This window comes from Pseudomonas sp. RGB, assembly GCF_007713445.1.
Taxonomy (GTDB): domain Bacteria; phylum Pseudomonadota; class Gammaproteobacteria; order Pseudomonadales; family Pseudomonadaceae; genus Aquipseudomonas.
Window position 1 is genome coordinate 56,190 of record NZ_VMSH01000017.1, and the last position, 25,353, is coordinate 81,542.

Below are 25,353 nucleotides of genomic sequence, written 5' to 3' on the forward strand. Positions count from 1 at the left end.
GTCACGCACGGCTTTTGTCAGGCGCTCCCGCCTCTTCGGCACGCTGGATGTCGGCCATGAAACCGTCAGCCGGCAAGGGATGCCCCAACAGATAGCCTTGCAGCGAGTTGCACCCCAGGCGGGTGAGGAAACTCTGCTGCACATCAGTTTCCACGCCTTCGGCGACAATCCGCAGCCCCAGGGCCTGACCGAGGGCGACGATAGCGGAAACGATGGCAGCATCGTCGCTGTCGTGTTCCAGGTCGCGGACAAAACCGCGATCGATCTTCAGCTCATTGGCGGGCAGGCGCTTGAGGTACATCAGGCTCGAATAGCCGGTGCCGAAGTCATCGATGGACAGGTCGACGCCCATGTCCGACAACTGCTGCAGCACCGTCATGCTCGCGTCGGCGTCACTCATGGCGGTGGTTTCGGTGATTTCCAGGGTCAGGCTATTAGCCGGCAACTGGTGACGGTCGAGGGCTGCGGCCACACTCTTAACCAGCCCGGCATGGCAAAACTGCAAGGCCGACAGGTTCACCGCAATGCGCCAGTCTTCATAGCCCAGCGCATACCACAGCCGCATCTGACGACAGGCTTCGTTCAACACCCACTCGCCGATAGGAATAATCAACCCGGTCTTTTCCGCCAGGTCGATAAACGTCGCAGGCAACAACAGACCCTGCTGCGGATGCTCCCAGCGCAGCAAGGCTTCGGCGCCGACCGGGATGCCGCTCAACGCATCGATCTTGGGCTGGTAATACAAACGAAATTGCTCGTGCTCGAGGGCGTTGCGCAGGTCCTGCAATAACTGCAACTGCTTGCGTGCGTTGGTGTTCATCGACGCATCAAAGAAGCTGTAACCGTTCTTGCCCATGCCCTTGGCGTGGTACATGGCAGCGTCGGCGTTCATCAACAGCTCTTGCGGGTTATTGCCGTTGCCCGGAAACAGCGCGATACCGATGCTGGCGGAGATTTTCAGTTCATGCTCGGCAACCTTGAAGGCACGGTTGATCAGCCCGACCTGACGTTCGGCGAGGCCCACGGCGTCGTCCGGCTGCGTCAATTGCACCAGCAACACAAACTCATCACCGCCGATACGGGCCAAAGTGTCATGGCTGCGCAGGTCCTCGCGCAAACGCAGGCCCACCTCGCGCAACAACTGGTCACCCATGTGATGACCAAACGCATCGTTGACCGGTTTGAACCCGTCCAGGTCGATAAACATCAGGGCAAAGCAACCGCCCTGCTCCTTCACCGCCTGAATGGCTTGCTGAATACGGTCGGCGAGCAAGGTGCGATTGGGCAGGCCGGTGAGCATGTCGTGCAGGGCCAGGTGCGTCAGTTCCTGGTTGGCCAGGGTCAGGGAATCGGCGAGTACGGCAGTGCGCGCTTCAAGGCGAGCGTCAAGCAACGAAGTCAGCAGCGCGATGATCAACACGGCCAGCGTGGTCACCAGCACCAGGTTGTCCAGGCCCTTGCCGCTCAGGCCCGTCAGGGCGGCGCCGCAGAAGCTGTTGTCATCAAAGCGCGCGGCGGCCATGCCGGTGTAGTGCATGCCCACGATTGCGATGCCCATCACCACGGCTGCGCCGCCGCGTGCCAGGCGTACGTAAGGCGTGTTGCGACGCAGGTTGAAAGCGATCCACAGCGCAGCGCCGGACGCGATGACCGCGATCAACAATGAAGCGCCGAACAGAGTCGGGTCGTAGTCGATGCCTGGCGTCATGCGCATCGCGGCCATGCCGGTGTAGTGCATGCTGCTGATGCCCGCGCCCATGATCAGCGCACCGAATGCCAGTTGCCACGCCGGCAGGCGTGGCTGGCTGACCAACCATAAGGCAAAGCCGCTGGACAACACGGCGATCAGCAGGGACAGCGCGGTGACGCCCAGGTCAAACCCGAGGGCAAACGGCAGGCGCAAGGCCAACATGCCGATAAAGTGCATGGACCACACGCCTACGCCCATCGCCAATGCGCCGCCCGTCATCCACACATACACGGCGCGGCCCCTGGCGGTCGCGAGACGGCCGGCGAGGTCCAGCGCGGTGTAGGACGCCAGGATCGCGACGAACAAGGAAATCACGACCAAGGAGGGGGAATAGCTACCGATCAGCATGGAATGTCTCAGAACTGACGGGCCTGGAGCGCCCGTGCCAAGTGGCAAAGCGGGCGATTGTAGCGAGAATAATTATGGGCGCGTTGATTAATTACCATGGGGCAATTAGTGGCGCTTTGACGTCAATCTACTGGCTTAACGTTGCGGTGGTCGGGGCTTGAAGTGGCGTCTGGATCGGCGACTTCGGGAGGGGCTTGCCCCCTCCCAGCTCTAGAGGGCAGCAACGGACAGCGGCTCAATCACTCCTTGAACGCCACCTGCCCATCCCACCCACCGCCCAGCGCCGCGATCAATTGCACACTCGCCACCAACCGCGTCTGCAACAACGTCAGCACGGTCCGCTCATTGCTAAGGGCCGTGGCCTGCACCGTGACGACATCCAGATACGCAATCAACCCGGCCTTGTACTGATTCTGCGTCAACCGCAGCGATTCGCGCGCAGCTTCCAGCGCTTCATTGCTGACAACCGCCTCATCCTCCAGCACCTTCAACTGCACCATGTAGTTTTCAACCTCGCGAAAACCATCCAGCACCGTCTGGCGATACTTGGCGACCGTCTCGTCATACGAGGCCACGCTGCGATCAACCTCCGCCGAACGCTGCCCACCGTCGAACAACGTCATCGCCAACTTCGGCCCCACCGACCAGAAGCGGTTCGGCAAGCTGATCCAGTCGGCGTAGGTGCTGCTGGAATAGCCCCCGGCCAGACTCAAGGTCAAATCCGGATAATAAGCCGCCTTGGCCACACCGATATTTGCGTTCGCAGCGATCACCGCGCGCTCAGCCGAAGCAATGTCCGGACGGCGCTCCAACAGTTGCGACGGCAGGCTCACGGGAATCTGCGGCAAGGCTGGAATATCTTTGCTCACCGCCAGGTTGAAGTTGGCCGGTGCCTCGCCGATCAATACCGCAATGGCGTTTTCCAACTGGGCCCGCTGCCAGATCAAGTCGATCAGGCTGGCCTGGGTGGTCTTGAGCTGAGTTTGCGCCTGAGCGATCGCGTCCTTGCCGGACACACCGGCGCGGTATTGGTTCTCGGTCATTTGCAGCGAACGCTGATAAGTGTCCAGCGTGGCCTGCAACAACCGCGTCTGTTCATCCATGACACGCAGTTGCAAGTAGTCTTGCACCAGCTCCGATTGCTGGCTCAAGCGCATCGCCGCCAGGTCTGCCGAGCTGGCCTCGGCCGTGGCTTCATTGGCTTCCAGGCCGCGGCGCAATTTGCCCCACACATCCGCTTCCCAACTCACGCCCAGTTGCGCGTTGAGGGTGTCGCGGATACCGCTGCTGGAACTGCTCAGGCTGGCGTTACTGCTGCCGGTGCCCTGGCTGGCGCGGGTTTTTCCGGCACTCAGGTCCACCGTTGGAAAGAACGCACCGCGCGCGCTGCGCACCTGGGCCTGGGCCTGACGGAAACGCGCTTCGGCCTGGGCCACGGTCTGGTTGGCGTTGTTCAGGCGCGTCACCAGGTCATTCAGTTGGCGGTCGCCGTACAGCTCCCACCAGGCGCCTCGCGCCAGCGAGTCGCTGGGCGTGGCCTGGCTCCAGCCCTGGGCTTCTTTGAATTGCACCGGCTCGATGACATCCGGACGTTTGTAGTCAGGCCCGATGGCGCAGGCGCTGAGCAACGCGCCGCACAGCAGCAGGCTGGCAACGCGCAAACCACGGGGCATGCTCATGGCCAATTGGGTCAAGGTTGAATCGGTCATAGCGCAGTGTCCAAGGCAGCATCGGTACGCACGCCGCGCCAGGCGTTGAAGCGGTGGCGCGCGCGGTCAAGATAGAGGTAAACCACCGGGGTGGTGTAAAGGGTCAGGATCTGGCTGAACACCAGGCCGCCAATAATCGTCAGGCCCAGCGGCTGGCGCATTTCCGCGCCGTCGCCGGAGCCGAGCAGCAACGGCAAGGCGCCGAGAATGGCGGCCAGCGTGGTCATCAGGATCGGGCGCAGGCGCAACAGGCACGCGCTGCGGATCGATTCCACCGGGCTCATGCCGTCATGGCGCTCCAGTTGCAGGGCCAGGTCGATCATCAGGATCGCGTTCTTCTTCACCACCCCGATCAACAGGAACAAGCCCAGCAGTGAGATCAGGCTGAACTCGCCGCCCAGCAGGTAGATCGAGAGCAACGCGCCGACACCGGCCGACGGCAAGGTCGAGAGGATGGTCAGCGGGTGAATGTAACTTTCATACAGAATGCCCAGCACCAGGTAAACCGCCACCAGTGCGCCGAGGATCATGAACGGCTGGCCCTTCTGGGTCGCGGCAAACGCGTCGGCGGTGCCGGCCATCTTGGCGATCACGTCTTCGGGCAAGCCCACCTTGGCAATCGCGCGCTCGATGGCGGCCGTGCCCTGCTCCACCGTGACCCCGGGCGACATATCAAACGCGATGTTTTCCGAGGCGAACTGGCCTTCATGGCTGACCCGGTCGTCGGCCAGGCTGTTTTCGTAGTGGGCAATGGTCGATAGCGGCACCCGCGCGCCGGTGGAGGTGATCACCTGCATCTGGTTCAGGGTGATCGGGTCCTGGGCGTATTTCGGGTTGACCTCCATCACCACCTGGTACTGGTTGAGGCTGTCATAGATGGTGGAAATCTGCCGTTGGCTGTAGGCGTTGTTCAACACCGCCGTGACCATGCTCATGTCGATGCCCAGGCGCTTGGCTTGGTCGCGGTCGACCACCAGCGTCACCTGTGCCGCGCCACGGCCTTCACGGGCGTCGATGGCGGTCAGCTCCGGCAGCTCGCGCAACGCGGCGACCACTTTCGGGTACCACAGGCGCAACGCGGCCAGGTCACCGCTTTGCAGGATGTAGGAATACTGCGCGCTGGTCTGGTCGCGACTGCCGCCAAACTGCAGGTCCTGGTCGGCCATCAGGAACAAGCGCCCGCCCGGCACCAGCGGTACTTCCTTGCGAATGCGCTCGATCACCGCCTGGGCCGAGATCTTGCGCTCGGCGATAGGCTTGAGGCGCACCAGCATCACCGCGTTGTTGGTGCCGTTGTTGCCGCCGATAAAGCCGGCCACGCTGAGCACTGCCGGGTCCTTGAGCACCGCCTTGCGGAAGGTCTCCATCTTCGGCTGCATCACATTGAACGACAGCCCGTCGTCGCCGCGCACAAAGCCGATCAACTGACCGGTGTCCTGTTGCGGCATGAAGGTTTTCGGCACCACCACGTACAGCGCGATGTTCACGCCCACGGTGAGCAACAGGCTCAGCAGGGTCAGGCGTCGGTGGCGCAGTACCCAGTCCAGGCTGGTGGCATACACCGCCACCATGCGCTCGTTGATCCTGTGGCTCCAACGCTGCAAACCGCTCATATGCCCTTTGATGTGCGGTTTGAGCCAACGCGCGCAGAGCATCGGGGTCAAGGTCAGCGACACGATCAGCGAGACGATGATCGCCGCCGACAAGGTGATGGAGAACTCACGGAACAGGTTGGTGACGATACCGCCCATAAACAGGATGGACAGGAACACCGCCACCAGCGACACGTTCATCGAAAGCAAGGTAAAGCCGACTTCCTGCGCGCCCAGATACGCCGCCTTCATCGGCGGCACGCCATCGTCGATGTGCCGGGAAATGTTCTCCAGCACCACGATGGCATCGTCCACCACCAGGCCCGTGGCCAGAATCAGCGCCATCAGCGAGAAGTTGTTCAGCGAGAAGCCGAACAGGTACATCACCGCAAAGGTGCCCACCAACGACACCGGCACCGCCAGGGTCGGGATCAACGACGCGCGGAAATTACCCAGGAACAGGTACACCACCAGCACTACCAGGGCCACGGCAATCAGCAAGGTCATCTCGGCTTCATGCAGGGTCGCGGTGATCACCGGTGAACGGTCCATCGCCAGGTTGAGCTTGACGCTGGACGGCAACACCGCCTGCAACGCCGGCAACTGGGCCTTGATCTGCCGGACGGTCTCGATGATGTTGGCGCCGGACTGGCGATTGATCACCAGCAGCACCGCCGAATCATTGTTGAAAAAGCCGCTGTTGTAGCGGTCTTCCACGCCGTCGCTGATTTTTGCCACGTCGCCCAGGCGCAGGGCCGCGCCGTTCTGGTAGCGAATCAGCAGCGGCTCGTAATCCTTGGCCTTTTCCAGTTGGTCGTTGGCCTGGATCTGCCAGTTGCGCTCACTGTCTTCCAGCGAGCCCTTGGGCCGGCGCTGGTTGGCGTTGGCGATGGTGTTGCGCACGTCGTCCAGGGCCACGCCGTACTGGTCGAGGGCCTTGGGTTCCAGCTCGATGCGCACCGCCGGCAGGGAACTACCGCCGATCTGCACTTCACCCACGCCCGGCACCTGCGACAGGCTTTGCGAAAGAATGGTCGAGGCCAGGTCGTACAGCTCGCCCTTTTGCAGCACGTCGGAGGTCAGCGACAGCACCATGATCGGCGCCTGGGACGGGTTGATCTTCTTGTAGGTCGGCATGCTGCGCATACCGCTGGGCAGCAGGTTGCGCGAGGCGTTGATGGCCGCCTGCACTTCGCGCGCCGCGCCGTTGATATCACGGTCGGAGTCAAAGGCGAGGATTACCCGCGTCGAGCCCTGGCTCGACGAACTGCTCATGGTGGTGATGCCGGCAATTGCGCCGAACGAGCGCTCCAGCGGCGTGGCCACGGTGGACGCCATCACCTCGGGGCTGGCCCCGGGCAAACTGGCGGAGACCACGATCACCGGGAAGTCGATCTGCGGCAGCGGCGACACCGGCAGCAAGTTGAAGCTGACGCCGCCGAGCAACATGATCGCCAGGCTCAGCAGCATGGTCGCTACCGGCCGGCGAATGAACGGTCCGGACAGGTTCATGACTCAACCGGCTCCAGGCTTTGCGGCTCTTTGCGCCAGCGGCGGCCAAGGCGGTCGAAGTACAGGTAGATCACCGGCGTGGTGAACAAGGTCAATACCTGGCTCACCAGCAAGCCGCCGACCATCACCAGGCCCAGGGGCTGGCGCAACTCGGCGCCGGAGCCGGTGGCCAGCATCAACGGCACTGCACCAAACAGGGCGGCCAGGGTGGTCATCAGGATCGGCCGAAAACGCAGCAGCGCCGCCTGGTAGATCGCGGTCTGCGGGTCCAGGCCCTGGTTGCGTTCGGCGTCGAGCGCGAAGTCGATCATCATGATCGCGTTCTTTTTCACGATACCGATCAGCAGGATGATGCCGATGATCGCGATCATGCCCAGGTCATTGCCGCTGAGCAGCAACGCCAGCAAGGCCCCCACCGCTGCCGACGGCAACGTCGAGAGGATGGTGATCGGGTGAATGTAACTCTCGTAGAGCACGCCCAGCACGATGTACATGGTGACCACCGCCGCCAGGATCAGCAGCAAGGTGCTCGACAGCGACGCTTCGAAGGCCTGCGCCGCGCCCTGAAACTGGGTCTGCACGCCCACTGGCATGCCAATGTCTTTCTGGGTCTGGTTGATCAGTTCCACGCCTTTGCCCAGCGCGACGCCGGGGGCCAGGTTGAACGACATCATCACCGCCGGGAACTGGCCGATGTGCGCAATCGCCAACTGCGCCTGACGCTGCTCCACGTGGGCCAGGCTCGACAGGCGCACCTGGCCGCCGTCGGTGGTTTTCACATGGATCTGGTTGAGCGCCGCCGGGCCGAGGGTTTCACCGGATTGCGCCTGCAACACCACCCGGTACTGGCTGGCCTGCGTGTAGATGGTGGAAATCTGCCGCTGGCCGAAGGCGTCGTACAGTGCGTCAGTGATGGTCGATACGCTGACGCCCAGGCGCGAGGCGGCGTCGCGGTCGATCACCAGGAACACCTGCAGGCCTTTGTCCTGCAGGTCGCTGGCCACATCCGTGAGTTCCGGCAACTGGCTGAGGGCGTGTACCAGCTTGTCGCTCCACAGCGCGAGCAGGTCGGCGTCGGGTGACGACATGCTGAATTGGTACTGGGTGCGGCTGACGCGGTCTTCGATCGTCAGGTCCTGCACCGGCTGCATGAACAGGCGAATGCCCACCAGCTTGTCGATTTCCGGCTGCAGCCGTGTGATCACCTGGGCCGCACTCAAGTCGCGCTGGCCGTGCGCCTTGAGGTTGATCAACAGGCGCCCGCTGTTGAGGGTGGCGTTATCGCCATCCACACCGATATAGGACGACAGGCTTTCCACCGCCGGATCAGCCAGGATCACCTTGGCCAGCTCTTGCTGGCGCTGGCTCATCGCGGCAAACGAAATCGACTGCGGCGCTTCGGAAATACCCTGGATAACCCCGGTGTCCTGCACCGGGAAGAAGCCCTTGGGCACCACCAGGTACAGCACCACCGTCAGGCCCAGGGTGGCGATGGCCACCAGCAGGGTCAGCGGCTGGTGCCTGAGCACCCACTGCAACTTGCGCCCGTAGGCTTCGATCAGCCAGTCGATCCAGGCGCCGCTGGCCTTGTAGAAACGGCCCTGTTCTTCTTCCTTGGGTTCGCGCTTGAGCAGCCGCGCGCACATCATCGGCGTCAAGGTCAGCGAGACCACCAGGGAAATCAGGATCGCCACCGCCAGGGTGATCGCGAATTCGCGGAACAGCCGCCCCACCACGTCAGCCATGAACAACAGCGGGATCAACACCGCGATCAGCGACAGGGTCAGGGAAATCAGGGTGAAGCCGATCTGCTTGGCGCCCTTGAGCGCAGCATTGAGCGGCGTCTCGCCTTCCTCGATATAGCGCGAGATGTTCTCCAGCATCACGATGGCATCGTCGACCACAAACCCGGTGGCGATGGTCAGGGCCATCAGCGTGAGGTTGTTGACGGAGAAGCCCGCCAGGTACATCACGCCAAAGGTGCCGATCAGCGACAGCGGCACGGCGATGGACGGAATGATCGTGGCGCTGACACGACGCAAAAACAGAAACGTCACCATCACTACCAGGGCAATGGCGATCAGCAATTCATGTTGCACATCGGTGACCGAGGCGCGGATGGTCTGGGTACGGTCGGTGAGCACCGTCACGTCCAGGCCGGCCGGCAGGTTGTCGGTGATGCTCGGCAGCAACGCCTTGATACGGTCGACGACCTCAATCACGTTGGCGCCCGGCTGGCGCTGGATATTCAGCAGCACGGCCTGGTTTTCGTTGGCCCAGGCGGCAAGGCGCTCGTTTTCGGCGCCGTCGACGATCTGTGCCACATCCTTGAGGCGCAGCGGCGCGCCATTGTTGTAGGCCAGGATCAATTCGGCGTATTGCTGGGGTGAGACCAACTGGTCGTTGGCGTCCAGCATCGACACCCGCGTCGGGCCGTCGAAGTTGCCTTTGGGCTGGTTGACGTTGGACGCGGCGATCAGCGTGCGCACGTCCGACAGGTTCAAGCCATTGGCGGCCAGGGCCTCGGGGTTGACCTTGATGCGCACGGCCTGGCGTTGGCCGCCGGCGATGCTGACCATGCCGACGCCACTGATCTGGGCAATTTTTTGCGCCATGCGCGTATCCACCAAGTCATTGAGCTTGGGCAGCAGCATGGTCTTGGAGGTAATCGCCAGGGTCAGCACCGGGGTGTCCGCGGGGTTAACCTTGTTGTACACCGGCGGTGCCGGCAAATCCTTGGGCAGCAGGTTGGTCGCGGCGTTGATCGCGGCCTGCACCTGTTGCTCGGCGACATCCATATTGATGTCGAGGTTGAAACGCAAGGTCAGCACCGATGCACCGCCCGAGCTGGTGGACGCCATTTGGGTCAGGCCGGGCATTTGCCCGAACTGGCGCTCAAGCGGCGCGGTGACCGCGCTGGTCATCACATCGGGGCTGGCGCCGGGGTACAGGGTCATCACCCGGATGGTCGGGTAATCCACCTGGGGCAAGGCCGATACCGGCAGCAAGCGATAGGAAATAATGCCGGCCAGGACAATGGCCAGCATGCTCAGCGTGGTGGCAACCGGGCGAAGGATAAACAGCCGCGACAGGTTCATGAACCGACCTTTTGCGCCTTGCCGGCGTTAGCGCCGGTCTCCCCTTTTGCCGCAGGCTTGCCTTGCAGGTGCTCGGTCGGGGTGGTCGGCACCTCGCTGCTGTCGTTGACCACTTCGATTTCGCTGCCATCCTTCAAGCGGTCGGTGCCTTCCATCACCACGCGGTCGCCGGCCGCCAGGCCTTCCTTGATCACGGTGTTGTCGCCATCGGTATCGCCGACCACCAGTGGCTGGACCTTGACCTTCTTGTCGCCGTCGAGCTTGTAGACGAAGGTGCCGTTGTTGCCAAACTGAATCGCGGCAGACGGCGCCAGCACCACGTTGTGCAAGGTGTCGGCGAGCAGGTGCACGTTGACGAACTGGTTGGGGAACAGCGCCTGGTCCTTGTTATCGAAACGGCCCTTGAATTTCAGGGTACCGGTGGTCACGTCGATCTGGTTGTCCAGGCTTTGCAGCACACCCACGGCCTGTTTTTTGGCGTCGCCACGGTCCCAGGCTTCCACCGGCAGCTTGTTGCCGGCGTGGTAACGGGCGAGGACGGTGTCCAGGGTGTTTTCCGGCAGAGTGAAGACCACGCTGATCGGCTGCGTCTGGGTGATCACCGCCAGGAAGGTCGTGTCGTTGGCTGCCACCAGGTTGCCCACGTCGACCTGACGCAAGCCCACACGGCCACCGATAGGCGCGCGGATCTTGGTGAATTCGAGGTTGAGCTTGGCGTCGTCCACCGCGCCCTGGTTGGTCTTGACCGTGCCCTGATATTGCAGGACCAGCGCTTCGGCGGTGTCCAGGGTCTGCTTGGCGATACTGTCCTGGGCATACAGGTCGCGGTAACGCTGGACGTCAACCTGGGCGTTTTTCAACTGCGCCTGGTTCTGCAACAGCGTGCCCTGGGCCTGCAGCAAGGCATTCTGGTAGCTGCGCGGGTCGATTTCCGCCAGCAGGTCGCCGGCCTTGACCATCTGCCCTTCTTCAAAGGCAATCTTCACCAGCTCACCGCCCACCCGGCTGCGTACGTTAATGGTATTGAGCGCGGTGACCGTGCCCAATGCCTTGTAGTACACCGGGAACTCACCCAGCACCGCCGGCGCCACGCGCACGGGAATCGGGCCGGTGGAACCGCCGAAGCCCGGGCGCATCATCCCCGACTTGCCGGCATGCCCGGCCGGTTTTTTCTCGCCGGCATCCTTATGGCTGCCGGGCCAGAATTTCCAGCACAGGACGGCGATAACCAGCAGCACGAGCAGGCCGAACAGCCAGCGGCGGGAGTTGCGGGGGGAGGATTGCATGGAGTGATCAACCATTGGGCGCGAGAGCTTCTACTTTGGGAGGCTGAAAGATAAGCACTGAGGCGCATTAAGAAAAGCGCCTTTACCGGCTATTTACCTTGGATTACAACTTTTAACTTCTGGCCTTAGTTTATGGGCTATTTAGCTAAGCCGCTGACTCTAAATGAAAACGGCCTGGACTAGGCCAGGCCGCAATCATCTATCAAGCGTGTTACTGCGAAAAGACAGTAATGCGCTGATACAGTTACTTCAAAACAGCCAGGGCGGCTTCGTAGTTCGGCTCTTGGCCGATTTCGCTGACCAACTCGCTGTGCAGCACGTTGTTGTTTTCGTCCAGTACCACAACGGCACGGGCGGTCAGGCCGCGCAGCGCGCCTTCGACAATCGACACACCGTAGTCAACGGCGAAGCCCGGGTCGCGGAAATCCGACAGGTTCTTCACGTTTTCCAGGCCTTCAGTGCCGCAGAAACGGGCCTGGGCAAACGGCAGGTCGCTGGAAATGCACAGCACCACGGCGTTGTTCAGGTCGTTGGCCTGGGCGTTGAACTTGCGTACCGAAGTGGCGCAGGTTGGGGTGTCAACACTTGGGAAGATGTTCAGTACTTTGCGCTTGCCGGCGAAGGTGGCCAGGGTTGCGTCCGACAGGTCGCCGGCAGTCAGGATGAAATCGGGGGCCTGGGTACCGGTTTGCGGCAGCTCGCCTTCAACCTTGATTGGGTTACCACGATGGGTGACTTGAGCCATGAAGAGAATCCTTATGCTGGGTTTATTGAAACGAATTCGAGACGCAGAAGTTAACCACAAACGGGCGAAGCTACCTATGGCCGGGCGTAAATTGTCACGCGGGCGCCCGATTAACAACGGCTATGGTTTAATTGCGCGCTTTTCGCCCGCCCTTCAAGGAATTCGTTGTTGATGAATCAGCCCGCTACCAAAGTCCTGGTCATTGGTTATGTCTGGCCGGAACCACGCTCCTCGGCCGCCGGCGGGCACATGATGCAGATATTGCAGAGCTTCCTGGACCAGGGCTGGGACATCACGTTCAGCAGCCCGGCAACCGTGGGCGAACACAAGGCCGACTTGCCGGCGTTGGGCATCACCGAATGCGCCATCGAACTCAATAACAGCAGTTTCGATGATTTTATTCGCGAATTGGCCCCGGATATTGTGGTGTTCGACCGTTTCATGATGGAAGAGCAATTCGGCTGGCGCGTGGAGAAATGCTGCCCCGACGCCCTGCGCGTGCTGGAAACGTCCGACTTGCAAAGCTTGCGGGACGCCCGCCACCAGCGTTTCAAGGACCACCTCAAGGCCCACCCCGAGAGCGATGACTTCAGCGCGCTGTTCAATCCTGCATTAAAGGAAGAATTCCGGCGGATGGCCGACACCGACCTGGCCAAGCGCGAGATTGCAGCGATTTACCGCTGTGATATCAGCCTGGTGATCTCCGACGTGGAAATCCGCCTGCTCACCGTACAGTTCAAGGTGCCCGCCGCCCTGCTCCACGGGTGCCCGTTGATGCTGGAACCGCCGACCGAACCCTTCGCACCGTTCGAGGACCGCGCGCACTTCCTGAGCATTGGCAACTTTCGCCATGCGCCCAACTGGGATGCGGTGTTGTGGATGAAGAGCAGCCTGTGGCCGCTGATCCGTCAGCAATTGCCAGGAGCACAGTTACATATCTACGGTTCCTACACCCCGCCCAAGGCCACGGCATTGCACAACCCGGCGCAGGGCTTTCATGTGATGAACTGGGCCGAAGACGCCCTGCAAGTCATGGGCTCCGCGCGTATCTGCCTGGCACCGCTGCGCTTCGGCGCCGGGATCAAGGGCAAGCTGATGGACGCAATGCTCTGCGGCACGCCGAATGTCACCACGCCCATCGGCGCCGAAGGCATGGGTGATGAGCAACCGTGGCCGGGTGCGATCGAACATAGCGCGCCAGCCCTGGCAGCGGCCGCCGTGGCGCTGTACCAGGACCGCGAACGGTGGACCCAGGCTCAGGAGGATGGCCGCCGCCTGCTTGCCCGCCGCTACGACCAGGCCCTGCACGGCCCGGCGCTGGTGCAATGCCTGGAGCAGTGCCGCCTCCAGCTCGCGGCCCATCGCCGGGACAACTTCACCGGCAGCATGCTGCGCCACCATGCGCATAAAAGTACGCAGTACATGTCCCAGTGGATCGAGGCCAAAAACCGCAGCGTGTAAACACCGAGGCTGGCGAGGTCGCGCGCAAGGGGGCATTATCCTTGGCAGCAACCACAATAAAGCGACGGCAGCATGACCCGAGCAACGCGAATCACCGACCCTTCCTACGAGCTGATGGACGATCACAACGGTCTGTCCATCATCTATCGCCAACATGGCTTCCCGTGCCCGCTGGTGCGCTGGCATTTCCACAAGGAATACGAGCTGCACTTGATTGTCGCCAGCTCCGGCAAGGTGTTTATCGGCGACTACATCGGCAATTTTTACCCGGAAAGCCTGTTCCTCACCGGCCCCAACCTGCCCCACAACTGGATCAGCCAGGTGGAGGAAGACGAGGTCGTGCCCAAGCGCGACATGCTGGTCAACTTCACCGATGAGCTGTTTGAGGGCGGCAGTCAGATCTTTACCGAGCTCAAGAGCCTGGCGCCGTTGCTGGAACGTGCGCAATACGGTATCGAGTTCCGCTGCAAAAAAACCATCGCCCAGGCCATGACGTTGATGCAGCGCATCGAAGACGCCCAGGGCATGGCGCGCCTGGGGCATTTCTTTATCCTGCTGGAAGTGCTGAGCGCGTGTGAGCACTACCAATTGTTGTCTGGCGTGACCACCCCGCAACTGGCGGACGAGCACAGCATCGACCGCACCAACCGCGCGGTGGACTACATTTTTGCCCACTACGCCCGCGAATTATCGCTGGAGGAAGTCGCGGAATACCTGGGGATGAAGCCGACGTATTTTTCTCGCGTATTCAAACAGGCCACGGGGCGCACCTTTATCGAGTTCGTAAATCGGTTGCGCATCAGCAAGTCCTGCGAATTGCTGGCAGACGGCGATAAAGCCGTGACCGACGTGTGCTTCGAGTCGGGTTTCAACAACATCTCCAACTTCAACCGGCGCTTTCAGCAACTCAAGGGCATGACGCCCTCCCACTACCGGCGCTTGGCGGTGCAGCGGCTGACGGAACAGAACCTGGCTTAACTGGTTCAGCAAGCGAAGTGATGAGTGCAAAAAAGTATCAGTCCAAGTGCGCCCAAGGATTTGTCATAACCCCATTTGAAGGCTGTAATCAACGCACACTCTTCCTGACTGTTCGTGGGAAGACACAACAACAATAACTGTCCTTCTGTAGCCCCTGGGCGCAGAAATGGAGTGCGCGATGAAGTTCACAGCAAAAACGCTGCTTGCCTGTTCTTGCATGACTGTATGCATGACCCTCAGCGCCGTCAGTTTTGGCGCGCAAACCCTGACCATTGCCACCGTCAACAACAGCGACATGATCCGCATGCAAAAACTCTCGAAGACCTTCGAGACCGAGCATCCGGACATCAAGTTGAACTGGGTGGTGCTCGAAGAAAACGTGCTGCGCCAACGCCTGACCACCGACATCGCCACCCAGGGCGGACAGTTCGACGTGCTGACCATCGGCATGTACGAAGCCGCACTCTGGGGCGCCAAAGGCTGGCTGGAGCCGATGAAGGATCTGCCGGCGTCCTACGACCTCGACGATGTTTTCCCTTCGGTGCGTGACGGTTTGTCCGTCAAGGGCTCGCTGTACGCCCTGCCGTTCTACGCCGAAAGCTCGATCACCTACTACCGCACCGACCTGTTCAAGGACGCCGGGCTGACTATGCCCGAGCACCCGACCTGGACCCAGATCGGCGAATTCGCAGCAAAACTCACCGACAAGACCAAAGAGCAGTACGGCCTGTGCCTGCGCGGCAAAGCCGGTTGGGGTGAGAACATGGCGCTGATCACGACCCTGGCCAACGGCTACGGCGCGCGCTGGTTCGATGAGAAGTGGCAACCCGAATTCAACGGCCCCGAGTGGAAGGACGCGCTGAACTTCTACGTCGACAACATGAAGAAATCCGGCCCGCCGGGCGCTTCCAGCAACGGTTTCAACGAAAACCTGGCGCTGTTCAACAGCGGCAAGTGCGCGATCTGGGTCGATGCCAGCGTGGCCGGCTCGTTTGTCACCGACAAGACTCAGAGCAAGGTCTCCGACCACGTGGGCTTCACCTTCGCCCCGCACGAGACGACCGACAAGGGCACGTCGTGGCTGTACTCCTGGAGCCTGGCGATCCCCACCAGCTCCAAAGCCAAGGACGCCGCCAAGATCTTCACCAGTTGGGCGACGTCCAAGGAATACAGCCAGCTCGTGGCCAAGACCGACGGCATTGCCAACGTACCGCCAGGCACGCGCAAGTCGACCTACAGCGACGAATACATGAAGGCCGCACCGTTCGCCAAGGTAACGCTGGAATCGCTGAAAGTCGCCGACCCGACCAAACCGACCCTCAAGCCGGTGCCGTATATCGGTATCCAGTTGGTGACCATTCCTGAGTTCCAGGCGATTGGTACCCAGGTCGGCAAGTTCTTCTCGGGCGCGCTGACCGGTCAGCAAACGGTGGATCAAGCCTTGACCGCCGCGCAGACCACCACCGAGCGTGAAATGAAGCGGGCGGGTTATCCCAAGTAAAGCAGGCATCCCCCTGTAAATGTGGGAACTGCGTTATGTGGGAGCTGGCTTGCCTGCGATACAGACACCTCGGTCTTTCTGTTTAAACCGAGTTGATGCCATCGCAGGCAAGCCAGCTCCCACACTGACCGCGCTTCGACTCTCGCTCTGCACGTACTTGACTGGTTCTGATCCTATGAATACCACCACTGCCAAAGTGCAAACCGCCGCGCCTGAAAAGCCGCGCAAAAGCCGCCTGGCCAACCCCGGCTGGTTCCTCGTCAGCCCCTCGGTGGCCTTGCTGCTGCTGTGGATGATCGTGCCGCTGGGCATGACCCTGTACTTTTCGCTGATCCGCTACAACCTGCTCTACCCCGGCGAAAACCAATTTGTGGGCCTGGAAAACTTCACGTACTTCATCACCGACTCGGGCTTCCTGCCCGGCGCCACCAATACCTTGCTGCTGGTGGGCAGCGTGCTGTTGATCAGCGTGGTGTTCGGCGTGTTGATCAGCGCCTTGCTTGAGGCCAGTGAGTTTTTCGGCCGTGGCGTGGTGCGGGTGATGTTGATTTCGCCGTTCTTCATCATGCCCACCGTCGGTGCGCTGATCTGGAAGAACCTGATTTTTCATCCGGTGTCGGGGATTCTCGCCGCGGTGTGGAAGCTGTTCGGCGCCGAGCCCGTGGACTGGCTGGCGCACTACCCGTTGCTGTCGATCATCATCATTGTGTCGTGGCAATGGCTGCCCTTCGCCATCCTGCTGCTGATGACCGCCATGCAGTCCCTGGACCAGGAACAAAAGGAAGCCGCACGCCTGGACGGTGCCGGCGCCATCGCGATCTTCTGGCACCTGACCCTGCCCCACCTGGCGCGCCCGATTGCCGTGGTGGTGATGATCGAAACGATCTTTTTGCTCTCGGTGTTTGCCGAAATCTTCACTACCACCAACGGTGGTCCGGGGTACGCCTCGACCAACCTCGCCTACCTGATCTACAACCAGGCGCTGGTGCAGTTTGACGTGGGCATGGCCTCGGCCGGCGGCTTGATTGCCGTGGTCATCGCCAACATCGCGGCGATCATCCTGGTGCGGATGATCGGCAAAAACCTGACTGACAAGCCTTGAGGGCCGCGCCATGACGCTTCAACAATCTCGCCGCCTGCAAAGCCTGTTGCTCGGCACCCTGGCCTGGGCCATCGCGATCCTGATTTTCTTCCCGATCTTCTGGATGGTGCTGACCAGCTTCAAGACCGAAATCGACGCGTTCGCCACCCCGCCGCAGTTCATCTTCACGCCGACGCTGGAGAACTACCTGCACATCAACGAGCGCAGCAACTACTTCGCCTACGCCTGGAACTCCGTGGTGATTTCGTTCAGCGCCACGGCCTTGTGCCTGCTGATTTCGGTACCGGCCGCCTACTCCATGGCGTTCTACGAAACCCAGCGCACCAAGGGCACGCTGCTGTGGATGCTGTCCACCAAGATGCTGCCGCCGGTGGGCGTGCTGATGCCGATCTACCTGCTGGCCAAGAGCTTTGGCCTGCTGGATACGCGCATCGCGCTGATCATCATCTACACCCTGATCAACCTGCCGATTGTGGTGTGGATGGTTTACACCTACTTCAAAGACATCCCCAAGGACATCCTCGAAGCCGCCCGCCTGGATGGCGCCACGCTGTGGCAGGAAATGGTCCGCGTGCTGCTGCCGATTGCCAAGGGTGGCCTGGCTTCCACGGTGTTGCTGTCGCTGATCCTGTGCTGGAACGAGGCGTTCTGGTCGTTGAACCTGACCTCCTCGAATGCCGCGCCGCTGACCGCGCTGATCGCCTCTTACTCCAGCCCCGAAGGCTTGTTCTGGGCCAAATTGTCGGCCGTGTCGACCCTGGCCTGCGCGCCGATCCTGATTTTCGGCTGGATCAGCCAGAAACAGCTGGTGCGCGGTTTGTCCTTCGGCGCCGTGAAATAACGGTCTTTCAATAAAAAATTCAAAGCGGAGGCCCATCCCATGGCCAACCTGAAAATCAAGAATCTTCAAAAAGGCTTCGAAGGCTTTTCCATCATCAAGGGCATCGACCTGGAAGTGAACGACAAGGAATTCGTGGTCTTCGTCGGCCCCTCGGGCTGCGGTAAATCCACCCTGCTGCGTCTGATCGCCGGCCTTGAAGAAGTCACCGAAGGCACCATCGAGCTCGATGGCCGCGACATCACCGAAGTCACCCCGGCCAAGCGCGACCTGGCAATGGTGTTCCAGACCTACGCGCTGTACCCGCACATGAGCGTGCGCAAGAACATGTCGTTTGCCCTGGACCTGGCCGGTGTCGACAAGAAGCTGGTGGAAAGCAAGGTCAGCGAAGCGGCGCGCATCCTTGAGCTCGGCCCGCTGCTGGAGCGCAAGCCCAAACAGTTGTCCGGCGGCCAGCGTCAGCGTGTGGCCATCGGCCGCGCGATTGTGCGTAACCCGAAGATCTTCCTGTTCGATGAACCGCTGTCCAACCTCGACGCCGCCCTGCGCGTGCAGATGCGCCTGGAACTGGCGCGCCTGCATAAAGAGCTGCAGGCGACCATGATTTACGTGACCCACGACCAGGTCGAAGCCATGACCCTGGCCGACAAAGTGGTGGTGCTCAACAGCGGCCGCATTGAACAAGTCGGCTCGCCGCTGGAGCTGTATCACCAGCCGGCCAACCTGTTTGTGGCAGGTTTTCTGGGCACGCCGAAAATGGGCTTTCTCAAGGGCAAAGTCACCCGTGTCGAAGGCCAGGGCTGCGACGTGCAACTGGACGCCGGCACCACCATCAGCCTGCCATTGAGCGGCGCCACCCTGAGCGTCGGCAGCGCAGTGACCTTGGGCATTCGTCCGGAGCACCTGGAAATCGCCTCGCCCGGCCAAACCACGCTGACCGTCACCGCCGACGTTGGCGAACGCCTGGGCAGCGACACCTTCTGCCACGTGATCACCGCCAACGGCGAGCCGCTGACCATGCGCATTCGTGGTGACATGGCCAGCCAGTACGGCGAGACCCTGCACCTGCACCTGGACCCGGCGCACTGCCATCTGTTCGACACCGACGGCGTGGCCGTGGCCCGTCCACTGCGCGCTGCCGCCTGATTTCGCGAGATTTGTGATGAAACTGAATAAACAGAACCTGACCCAACTGGCGCCGCACGTGAAGATCCCGGCCTATGCGATTGCCAGCACCACGCAGGGCATCGCGCATATCGGCGTCGGCGGTTTCCACCGCGCGCACCAGGCGTATTACACCGACGCATTGATGAACACAGGCGAGGGCCTCGACTGGAGCATCTGTGGGGTCGGCCTGCGCGCTGAAGACCGCAAGGCCCGCGATGACCTGGCTGGCCAGGATTACCTGTTCACCCTGTATGAACTGGGCGATACCGACGACACCGAAGTGCGCGTAATCGGCTCGATCAGCGACATGCTGCTGGCCGAAGACGGCGCCCAGGCGTTGATCGACAAGCTGGCCGACCCGCAGATTCGCATCGTTTCGTTGACCATCACCGAAGGCGGCTACTGCATCGACGACAGCAACGGCGAGTTCATGGCCCACCTGCCGCAGATCCAGCATGACCTGGCGCACCCCGAATCGCCGAAAACCGTGTTCGGCTTTATCTGCGCGGCGCTTACCCAACGTCGCGCGGCCGGTGTGCCGGCGTTTACGGTGATGTCCTGCGATAACCTGCCGCACAACGGCGCCGTCACGCGCAAAGCGCTGCTGGCCTTCGCCGCCCTGCACAACGCCGAGCTGCACGCGTGGATCAAGGCCAACGTGAGCTTCCCGAACGCCATGGTCGACCGCATCACGCCGATGACCAGCACCGCCCACCGCTTGCAGCTGCATGACGACCATGGCATCGACGATGCTTGGCCTGTGGTGTGCGAACCCTTCGTGCAGTGGGTGCTGGAAGACAAGTTCGTCAATGGACGCCCGGCCTGGGAAAAGGTCGGCGTACAGTTCACCGATGACGTCACGCCCTACGAAGAGATGAAGATCGGCCTGCTCAACGGCAGCCACCTGGCCCTGACTTACCTGGGTTTTCTCAAGGGTTACCGGTTTGTGCACGAGACCATGAACGACCCGGTGTTTGTGGCTTACATGCGCGCCTATATGGACCTGGACGTTACGCCAAACCTGGCGCCGGTGCCGGGCATCGACCTGACCGAGTACAAGCAGACTCTGGTGGATCGCTTCTCCAATCAGGCGATTGCCGACCAGTTGGAGCGGGTGTGTTCGGACGGGTCGTCGAAGTTTCCCAAGTTCACCGTGCCAACCATCAATCGCTTGATTGCCGATGGGCGTGAGACCGAGCGCGCGGCGCTGGTGGTCGCGGCCTGGGCGCTGTACTTGAAGGGCGTCGATGAGAATGGCGTGAGCTACAAAATCCCTGATCCGCGCGCGGCGTTCTGTCAGGGACTGGTGAGCGATGATGCGTTGATCAGCCAGCGGTTGCTGGGTGTGGAGGAGATTTTTGGCAAGGCTATTCCCAACTCTCCCGAGTTTGTGGCAGCGTTTGAGCGGTGCTATGCAAGCCTTCGCGATAACGGCGTTACCGCAACCCTGCAGCACCTCCTGAAGAAACCGGCTTAACCCTGCGGGAGGGGGCTTGCCCCGATGGCGGTGTATCAGTCAAATGCCCTTCACTGACCCACTGCTTTCGGGGGCAAGCCCCCTCCCACCGTTGATCGGGTTTTCAATCCAAAACAACAACACTGCTGAGCACTCCACCATGACCCAGCAAAACCTTTACCTTGGCATCGACTGCGGCACCCAAGGCACCAAGGCCATCGTCCTCGACGCCACAAGCGGCAAGGTACTGGGCCTGGGCGCCGCTGCGCACACGCTGATCAGCGGCGCCAATGGCCGGCGCGAACAACATACCCAGGAATGGCTGGACGCCTTTACCGAAGCCACGCACCGCGCCTTGCAGCAGGCCGGCGTGGACGGCCAGGACATCCTCGGCATCGGCGTTTCCGGCCAGCAACACGGCCTGGTGCTGCTGGATGACCAGGGCCAGGTGCTGCGCCCGGCCAAACTCTGGTGCGACACCGAAACCGCACCGGAAAACGACCGCCTGCTGCAACACCTGGGTGGCGAAAGCGGCTCCCTGGAACGCCTCGGCGTGGCGATTGCACCGGGTTACACCGTGTCCAAACTGCTGTGGACCCGCGAGCAGCACCCGGACGTGTTCGCACGCATCGCGCATATCTTGCTACCCCACGATTACCTCAACTTCTGGCTCACCGGCCGCGCCGTCGCGGAATTCGGCGATGCGTCGGGCACCGGCTATTTCAACGTGCGCACGCGCGAATGGGACGTGGCGCTGCTTCAGCACATCGACCCCAGCGGCCGCCTGCAAGCTGCCCTGCCTGAACTGATCGAGGCGAATCAAAGCGTGGGCACGATCCTGCCCGCCATCGCCGAACGCCTGGGCATCAACCCCAACGCCAGGGTCTCCAGCGGCGGCGGCGACAACATGATGGGCGCCATCGGCACCGGCAACATCGCGCCCGGCGTGATCACCATGAGCCTGGGTTCGTCGGGCACCGTGTATGCGTTTGCCGATCAGCCGACTGTGAGCCCACAAGCGTCGGTGGCGACCTTCTGCTCCTCCAGCGGCGGTTGGCTGCCGTTGATTTGCACGATGAACCTGACCAACGCCACCGGCGTGATACGCGAATTGTTCGACCTCGACCTGGCCGCCTTCAACGCCTTGGTCGCCCAGGCACCGATTGGCGCCGACGGCGTCAGCATGCTGCCCTTTCTCAACGGCGAACGTGTGCCCGCCCTGCCCCACGCCACCGGCAGCGTGCACGGCTTGACCATGACCAACCTGACGCGCGCCAACCTCTGCCGTGCGGTGGTCGAGGGCACCACCTTTGGGCTGCGTTATGGCCTGGACCTGCTGCGCCAGAGCGGCCTGCAAAGCCTGCGCATCCGCCTGATCGGCGGCGGTTCAAAAAGCCCGGTGTGGCGTCAGATGGTCGCCGATATCATGAACACCGAAGTGGTCTGCACCGAACAAAGCGAAGCCGCCGCCCTGGGCGCGGCGATCCAGGCGGCGTGGAGCCAGTCCGGCGAGTCCCTGGCCAGCTTGTGCGACAAATGCGTCAGCGTCGATCCGGCCAGCCGCACGCTGCCGGTGGCGGCCAGTGTCAGTGCCTACCAACACGCTTACGAGCGCTATCAACAACTCGTGGCAACCCTTTAAGAGCGAACGACTATGTATCTGGTGTGTGGCGAAGCGCTGTTTGATTTTTTCAGCGAGGAGGATGCCAGCGGTCAGGCGTCCAAGGTCAATTACAAGGCGATTGCCGGCGGCTCGCCGTTCAACGTGGCCGTGGGCTTGCGCCGTCTGGGCATCGACTCCGCGTTGTTCGGCGGGTTGTCCAATGATTTTCTCGGCCAGCGCTTGCTGCAAGTGCTCAAGGACGAGGGCGTGAGTGAGCAATTTCTGGTGGAATTCCCCGCGCCGACCACGCTGGCGATGGTGGCTGTGGGCGCCAATGGCTCACCGCAATACAGCTTTCGCGACGAAGGCTGCGCCGACCGCCAGCTGCGGGTGGTGCATTTGCCCACGCTGGGCCATGAAATTCGTGGGCTGCACATCGGTTCGTTTTCGCTGGTGGTGCAACCCATCGGCGACACGCTGCTGAACCTGGTCAAGCGCGAAAGCGGCAAACGCCTGATCAGCCTGGACCCCAACGTGCGGCTCAACCCGCAGCCGGATATCCAACTGTGGCGTGATCGCGTGGGCGAGTTGGTCAAGCATGCCGACCTAATCAAAGTCAGCGACGAAGACTTGCACCTGCTCTACCCCGACCAGTCACCGGAAAGCGTGCTGCAAGGCTGGTTGCAGCACCGTTGCCAACTGGTGTTTCTGACCCGAGGCGGCGACGGCGCAACGGTGTTCAGTCGCCAGCACGGCAGTTGGTCTGCAACGGCGGTCAAGGTGGTGATCGCCGACACCGTGGGTGCCGGTGATACCTTCCAGGCGGCGTTGATTGCCTGGCTGACCGAGCAGCAGCTTGACTCCGTAGAGGGCCTGCAGCAGCTGTCGCGTGAGCAGATCGACAGCATGCTCGACTTCGCCATTCGCGCCGCCGCCCTGACGTGCAGCAAGACCGGGCCGGACTTGCCGTACCGCGCTCAGCTGGGCTGATTGCCCATGACTGCAGGCCACGTATTTTCGTGGCTTGCAGTCAGCGTCAGGGCGAGCAAAGCCTGCTGACCGCGACGGGTACATCCAACGCGTTGGGCTGTATGTCGGCCAACACCGTGCGCTGGTAAAAAAGATGAAGGTTTTGTCAGCCAAGGCAAAATTAATCGATGGTTAATCCCGCGAGCCGAGAGTGAAGGTGTACCCACTTGCGGAGAACTACCATGAAACTGCGCACTTTGATGCTTGGCGGCGCATTGGCGCTGGCAACCGTCTCGGGCCTGGCCCAGGCAGATACCCAAGCCACAGCGACCAAACCGGTGCCCTACCAGTACGGCATGCCCATGAACGTTAAAACGGTGATTGCGATGCATGAAACCGACACCAACGTTTGCAAAGTCATCAACGCCGATATCAAGTTTGTCGACACCGCGGGCAAAGTCGAAGACGTCGGCTACCGGAAAATGTCCGAAGCCTGCGATTTCCAGAATTGATTCCTTACACTGGCGACAGAACCGTATTGGGCCTGGCTTCTACCAGGCCCGCAGTTCCCCAGTGACTCAACCTCGCACAACGCCTGATTACTAGCCGCGCCCTCCCACTCTTTGCAGAGCGGGCGAATGGGTGTGCTTGAGGTCTTCACGCAACCCGCTGATCAGGTTGCAAATGGCTCGACTGCTGTCGAGTTTGTCAGCGTTTATACCTTTTACTTCCAAATCCACTCGGTCGCGGTCACGGTCGTCATAGACTTTGATCGTCAACGAAGCATCTTCGGCTTTGGTGCATTCGCACCGTTTAGGCAGGAAACTTCCTTCAATAATACTGCGAAGTTCTAATTCCGAAAGCATGGCCAACCTCTCCTTTCATGAGACTGCCAACAGATTGTTATGTCCGGCAGATGCGTGTCTGCCACGTCTTACCGACCCTGGAAGACGCTTACAATCACCAGCGTACTCGGCAAAATCCATTCTCGTTGTAACTTTTCCTCATAAGCGGCACGCGCGGTTATATAAGTCTTGGAACTGCGCGCAAATTCTCGGCGAACAGCGTTGATTAAACGGTTATGCACTAATTTGAACCCTGTGCTGCGACTCTTTCTGCAACATGTCGCAAACTATCAAAGTTGATATTTGCCCCGGAGTTCACTGCCACCAAGGTTTGCCCACGCAGCGCGTTTTGCGCCATGTACTTGCGGATGCCCGCTACCGCCAGTGCCCCGGATGGCTCGGTGATGGAACGCGTATCGTCATAGATCAACTTGATCGCGCTGCACAGCTGGTCGTTGCTGACAGTAATGACTTCGTCCACCCAGTCGCGGCAGATTTCAAAACCATAAGCGCCGATCTGCGCCACGGCCGTGCCGTCGGCAAACCCGTCCACGCTGGGCAACACCACGCGCTCGCCCGCGCGCAGCGCCGCCAACAGGCAGCTGGACCGCTCAGGCTCGACACCGACGATGCGCACCTGGGGCCGCAGGTATTTGACGTACGCCGCGATCCCGGCGATCAAACCGCCGCCGCCCACCGGCACGAAGATCGCGTCCAGCGCGCCCTGTTGCTGGCGCAGAATTTCCATCGCCACGGTGCCTTGGCCGGCGATCACGTCCGGGTCATCGAACGGCGAGACAAAGGTGCAACCCGAGGTCTCGGCCAATTGCAGGGCATGCGCCAGGGCAAACGCAAAGCTCTCACCGTGCAGCACCGCCTCGGCGCCTCGGGAGCGAACGCCGAGCACCTTCAGCTCAGGCGTGGTGCACGGCATCACAATGCTTGCCTTGATCCCCAATTCGCGCGCCGCCAGCGCTACACCTTGGGCGTGGTTGCCCGCCGACGCCGTCACCACGCCCCGCGCCTTTTGCGCCTGCGTGAGCTGCACCAATTTGTTGTACGCCCCGCGGATTTTGAAAGAAAAAGTCGGCTGCAGGTCTTCGCGCTTGAGCAACACCTGATTGCCCAGCAATGCCGAGAGCGCCGGTGCCGCTTGCAAGGGGGTGCGCACTGCCAGGTCATATACAGGGGCGGCGAGAATCTTTTTCACATAGTGTTCAAGCAATGCCGTATCAGCGGTGTGGGGGACGGGGCACATGCTCATGGGGTGTCTCCTGGCTTTTTTACAGGGCCCTGAGACGGAAAAACAAAACCCGCCTCTAGGGCGGGTTTGGGTACAGCCGTGTGCTATCCCGCCATATGAGGAATGGCGGTAATAATGCTTGGCTGGCTG

Annotated in this window: 18 protein-coding genes; 10 read left to right on the plus strand and 8 right to left on the minus strand. The window is 61.4% G+C overall.

Going from position 1 to position 25,353, the window contains the following annotated elements; translation table 11 throughout:
- Nucleotide 1: 1 nt before the first annotated feature.
- The 6 genes from FPT15_RS25760 to tpx form a co-directional block, all read right to left on the minus strand.
- Nucleotides 2-2,098: a bifunctional diguanylate cyclase/phosphodiesterase gene (locus FPT15_RS25760; RefSeq protein WP_145165652.1), complete on the minus strand. Its 2,097-nt coding sequence runs from the start codon at nt 2,096-2,098 to the stop codon at nt 2-4.
- A gap of 239 nt (nt 2,099-2,337) precedes the next feature.
- Nucleotides 2,338-3,807: an efflux transporter outer membrane subunit gene (locus FPT15_RS25765; protein WP_145165653.1), complete on the minus strand. Its 1,470-nt coding sequence runs from the start codon at nt 3,805-3,807 to the stop codon at nt 2,338-2,340.
- Nucleotides 3,804-6,911, minus strand: a complete 3,108-nt coding sequence (locus FPT15_RS25770) for an efflux RND transporter permease subunit (RefSeq protein WP_145165654.1) — start codon at nt 6,909-6,911, stop codon at nt 3,804-3,806. Before FPT15_RS25770 ends, FPT15_RS25765 begins: the two co-directional genes overlap by 4 nt.
- Nucleotides 6,908-10,009, minus strand: coding sequence for an MdtB/MuxB family multidrug efflux RND transporter permease subunit (locus FPT15_RS25775; RefSeq protein ID WP_145165655.1), 3,102 nt, complete (start codon nt 10,007-10,009; stop codon nt 6,908-6,910). The genes FPT15_RS25770 and FPT15_RS25775 overlap by 4 nt, the downstream gene beginning before the upstream one ends.
- Nucleotides 10,006-11,310: an MdtA/MuxA family multidrug efflux RND transporter periplasmic adaptor subunit gene (locus FPT15_RS25780; protein WP_145165656.1), complete on the minus strand. Its 1,305-nt coding sequence runs from the start codon at nt 11,308-11,310 to the stop codon at nt 10,006-10,008. Before FPT15_RS25780 ends, FPT15_RS25775 begins: the two co-directional genes overlap by 4 nt.
- Nucleotides 11,311-11,539: 229 nt before the next feature.
- A complete protein-coding gene (gene tpx, locus FPT15_RS25785) occupies nt 11,540-12,040 on the minus strand; it encodes a thiol peroxidase (protein ID WP_106577885.1) in 501 nt (166 codons plus the stop codon).
- Between the two features lie 171 nt (nt 12,041-12,211).
- On the opposite strand from tpx, the gene FPT15_RS25790 reads away from it, so the two are divergent.
- The 10 genes from FPT15_RS25790 to FPT15_RS25835 all read left to right on the plus strand — a co-directional run bounded on the left by FPT15_RS25790 (nt 12,212) and on the right by FPT15_RS25835 (nt 23,627).
- Nucleotides 12,212-13,501 (plus strand): glycosyltransferase, encoded by a 1,290-nt coding sequence (locus tag FPT15_RS25790; protein WP_145165657.1) that lies wholly within the window; start codon nt 12,212-12,214, stop codon nt 13,499-13,501.
- Between the two features lie 72 nt (nt 13,502-13,573).
- Nucleotides 13,574-14,479 carry an AraC family transcriptional regulator gene (locus FPT15_RS25795; RefSeq protein ID WP_106577883.1) on the plus strand — a complete coding sequence of 302 codons (906 nt, stop codon included), beginning with the start codon at nt 13,574-13,576 and terminating at the stop codon, nt 14,477-14,479.
- A gap of 217 nt (nt 14,480-14,696) precedes the next feature.
- A complete protein-coding gene (locus tag FPT15_RS25800) occupies nt 14,697-15,980 on the plus strand; it encodes a sugar ABC transporter substrate-binding protein (protein ID WP_372241497.1) in 1,284 nt (427 codons plus the stop codon).
- A 175-nt stretch (nt 15,981-16,155) separates the two neighbouring features.
- Nucleotides 16,156-17,082: a carbohydrate ABC transporter permease gene (locus FPT15_RS25805; RefSeq protein ID WP_106577881.1), complete on the plus strand. Its 927-nt coding sequence runs from the start codon at nt 16,156-16,158 to the stop codon at nt 17,080-17,082.
- A 10-nt stretch (nt 17,083-17,092) separates the two neighbouring features.
- Nucleotides 17,093-17,923 (plus strand): carbohydrate ABC transporter permease, encoded by an 831-nt coding sequence (locus FPT15_RS25810; protein WP_016968929.1) that lies wholly within the window; start codon nt 17,093-17,095, stop codon nt 17,921-17,923.
- 39 nt (nt 17,924-17,962) lie between these two features.
- Nucleotides 17,963-19,066, plus strand: a complete 1,104-nt coding sequence (locus FPT15_RS25815) for an ABC transporter ATP-binding protein (protein WP_145165659.1) — start codon at nt 17,963-17,965, stop codon at nt 19,064-19,066.
- Between the two features lie 16 nt (nt 19,067-19,082).
- Nucleotides 19,083-20,564, plus strand: coding sequence for a mannitol dehydrogenase family protein (locus FPT15_RS25820; protein ID WP_145165660.1), 1,482 nt, complete (start codon nt 19,083-19,085; stop codon nt 20,562-20,564).
- A 139-nt stretch (nt 20,565-20,703) separates the two neighbouring features.
- A complete protein-coding gene (gene xylB / locus FPT15_RS25825; protein ID WP_145165661.1) occupies nt 20,704-22,185 on the plus strand; it encodes a xylulokinase in 1,482 nt (493 codons plus the stop codon).
- Between the two features lie 12 nt (nt 22,186-22,197).
- Entirely contained in the window at nt 22,198-23,136 is a 939-nt protein-coding gene (locus tag FPT15_RS25830; protein ID WP_145165662.1) for a carbohydrate kinase, read from the plus strand.
- Between the two features lie 221 nt (nt 23,137-23,357).
- A complete protein-coding gene (locus FPT15_RS25835; RefSeq protein WP_145165663.1) occupies nt 23,358-23,627 on the plus strand; it encodes a DUF2790 domain-containing protein in 270 nt (89 codons plus the stop codon).
- Nucleotides 23,628-23,717: 90 nt separating this feature from the next.
- On the opposite strand, the gene FPT15_RS25840 is transcribed toward FPT15_RS25835, so the two are convergent.
- Nucleotides 23,718-23,981 carry a DUF1652 domain-containing protein gene (locus FPT15_RS25840; RefSeq protein ID WP_145165664.1) on the minus strand — a complete coding sequence of 88 codons (264 nt, stop codon included), beginning with the start codon at nt 23,979-23,981 and terminating at the stop codon, nt 23,718-23,720.
- 220 nt (nt 23,982-24,201) lie between these two features.
- Entirely contained in the window at nt 24,202-25,224 is a 1,023-nt protein-coding gene (gene ilvA / locus FPT15_RS25845) for a threonine ammonia-lyase, biosynthetic (protein WP_145165665.1), read from the minus strand.
- Between the last annotated feature and the right edge of the window lie 129 nt (nt 25,225-25,353).

What these genes read in the sequence shown, in the direction of transcription:
- ilvA (WP_145165665.1), bottom strand. Translation starts at nt 25,224, where the DNA reads ATGAGCATGTGCCCCGTCCCCCACACCGCTGATACGGCATTGCTTGAA.
- FPT15_RS25805 (WP_106577881.1), top strand. Translation starts at nt 16,156, where the DNA reads ATGAATACCACCACTGCCAAAGTGCAAACCGCCGCGCCTGAAAAGCCG.
- FPT15_RS25795 (WP_106577883.1), top strand. Translation starts at nt 13,574, where the DNA reads ATGACCCGAGCAACGCGAATCACCGACCCTTCCTACGAGCTGATGGAC.
- FPT15_RS25810 (WP_016968929.1), top strand. Translation starts at nt 17,093, where the DNA reads ATGACGCTTCAACAATCTCGCCGCCTGCAAAGCCTGTTGCTCGGCACC.
- FPT15_RS25830 (WP_145165662.1), top strand. Translation starts at nt 22,198, where the DNA reads ATGTATCTGGTGTGTGGCGAAGCGCTGTTTGATTTTTTCAGCGAGGAG.
- FPT15_RS25765 (WP_145165653.1), bottom strand. Translation starts at nt 3,807, where the DNA reads ATGACCGATTCAACCTTGACCCAATTGGCCATGAGCATGCCCCGTGGT.
- xylB (WP_145165661.1), top strand. Translation starts at nt 20,704, where the DNA reads ATGACCCAGCAAAACCTTTACCTTGGCATCGACTGCGGCACCCAAGGC.
- FPT15_RS25820 (WP_145165660.1), top strand. Translation starts at nt 19,083, where the DNA reads ATGAAACTGAATAAACAGAACCTGACCCAACTGGCGCCGCACGTGAAG.
- FPT15_RS25815 (WP_145165659.1), top strand. Translation starts at nt 17,963, where the DNA reads ATGGCCAACCTGAAAATCAAGAATCTTCAAAAAGGCTTCGAAGGCTTT.
- FPT15_RS25780 (WP_145165656.1), bottom strand. Translation starts at nt 11,310, where the DNA reads ATGGTTGATCACTCCATGCAATCCTCCCCCCGCAACTCCCGCCGCTGG.
- FPT15_RS25760 (WP_145165652.1), bottom strand. Translation starts at nt 2,098, where the DNA reads ATGCTGATCGGTAGCTATTCCCCCTCCTTGGTCGTGATTTCCTTGTTC.
- FPT15_RS25770 (WP_145165654.1), bottom strand. Translation starts at nt 6,911, where the DNA reads ATGAACCTGTCCGGACCGTTCATTCGCCGGCCGGTAGCGACCATGCTG.
- FPT15_RS25775 (WP_145165655.1), bottom strand. Translation starts at nt 10,009, where the DNA reads ATGAACCTGTCGCGGCTGTTTATCCTTCGCCCGGTTGCCACCACGCTG.
- tpx (WP_106577885.1), bottom strand. Translation starts at nt 12,040, where the DNA reads ATGGCTCAAGTCACCCATCGTGGTAACCCAATCAAGGTTGAAGGCGAG.
- FPT15_RS25790 (WP_145165657.1), top strand. Translation starts at nt 12,212, where the DNA reads ATGAATCAGCCCGCTACCAAAGTCCTGGTCATTGGTTATGTCTGGCCG.
- FPT15_RS25800 (WP_372241497.1), top strand. Translation starts at nt 14,697, where the DNA reads ATGACTGTATGCATGACCCTCAGCGCCGTCAGTTTTGGCGCGCAAACC.
- FPT15_RS25835 (WP_145165663.1), top strand. Translation starts at nt 23,358, where the DNA reads ATGAAACTGCGCACTTTGATGCTTGGCGGCGCATTGGCGCTGGCAACC.
- FPT15_RS25840 (WP_145165664.1), bottom strand. Translation starts at nt 23,981, where the DNA reads ATGCTTTCGGAATTAGAACTTCGCAGTATTATTGAAGGAAGTTTCCTG.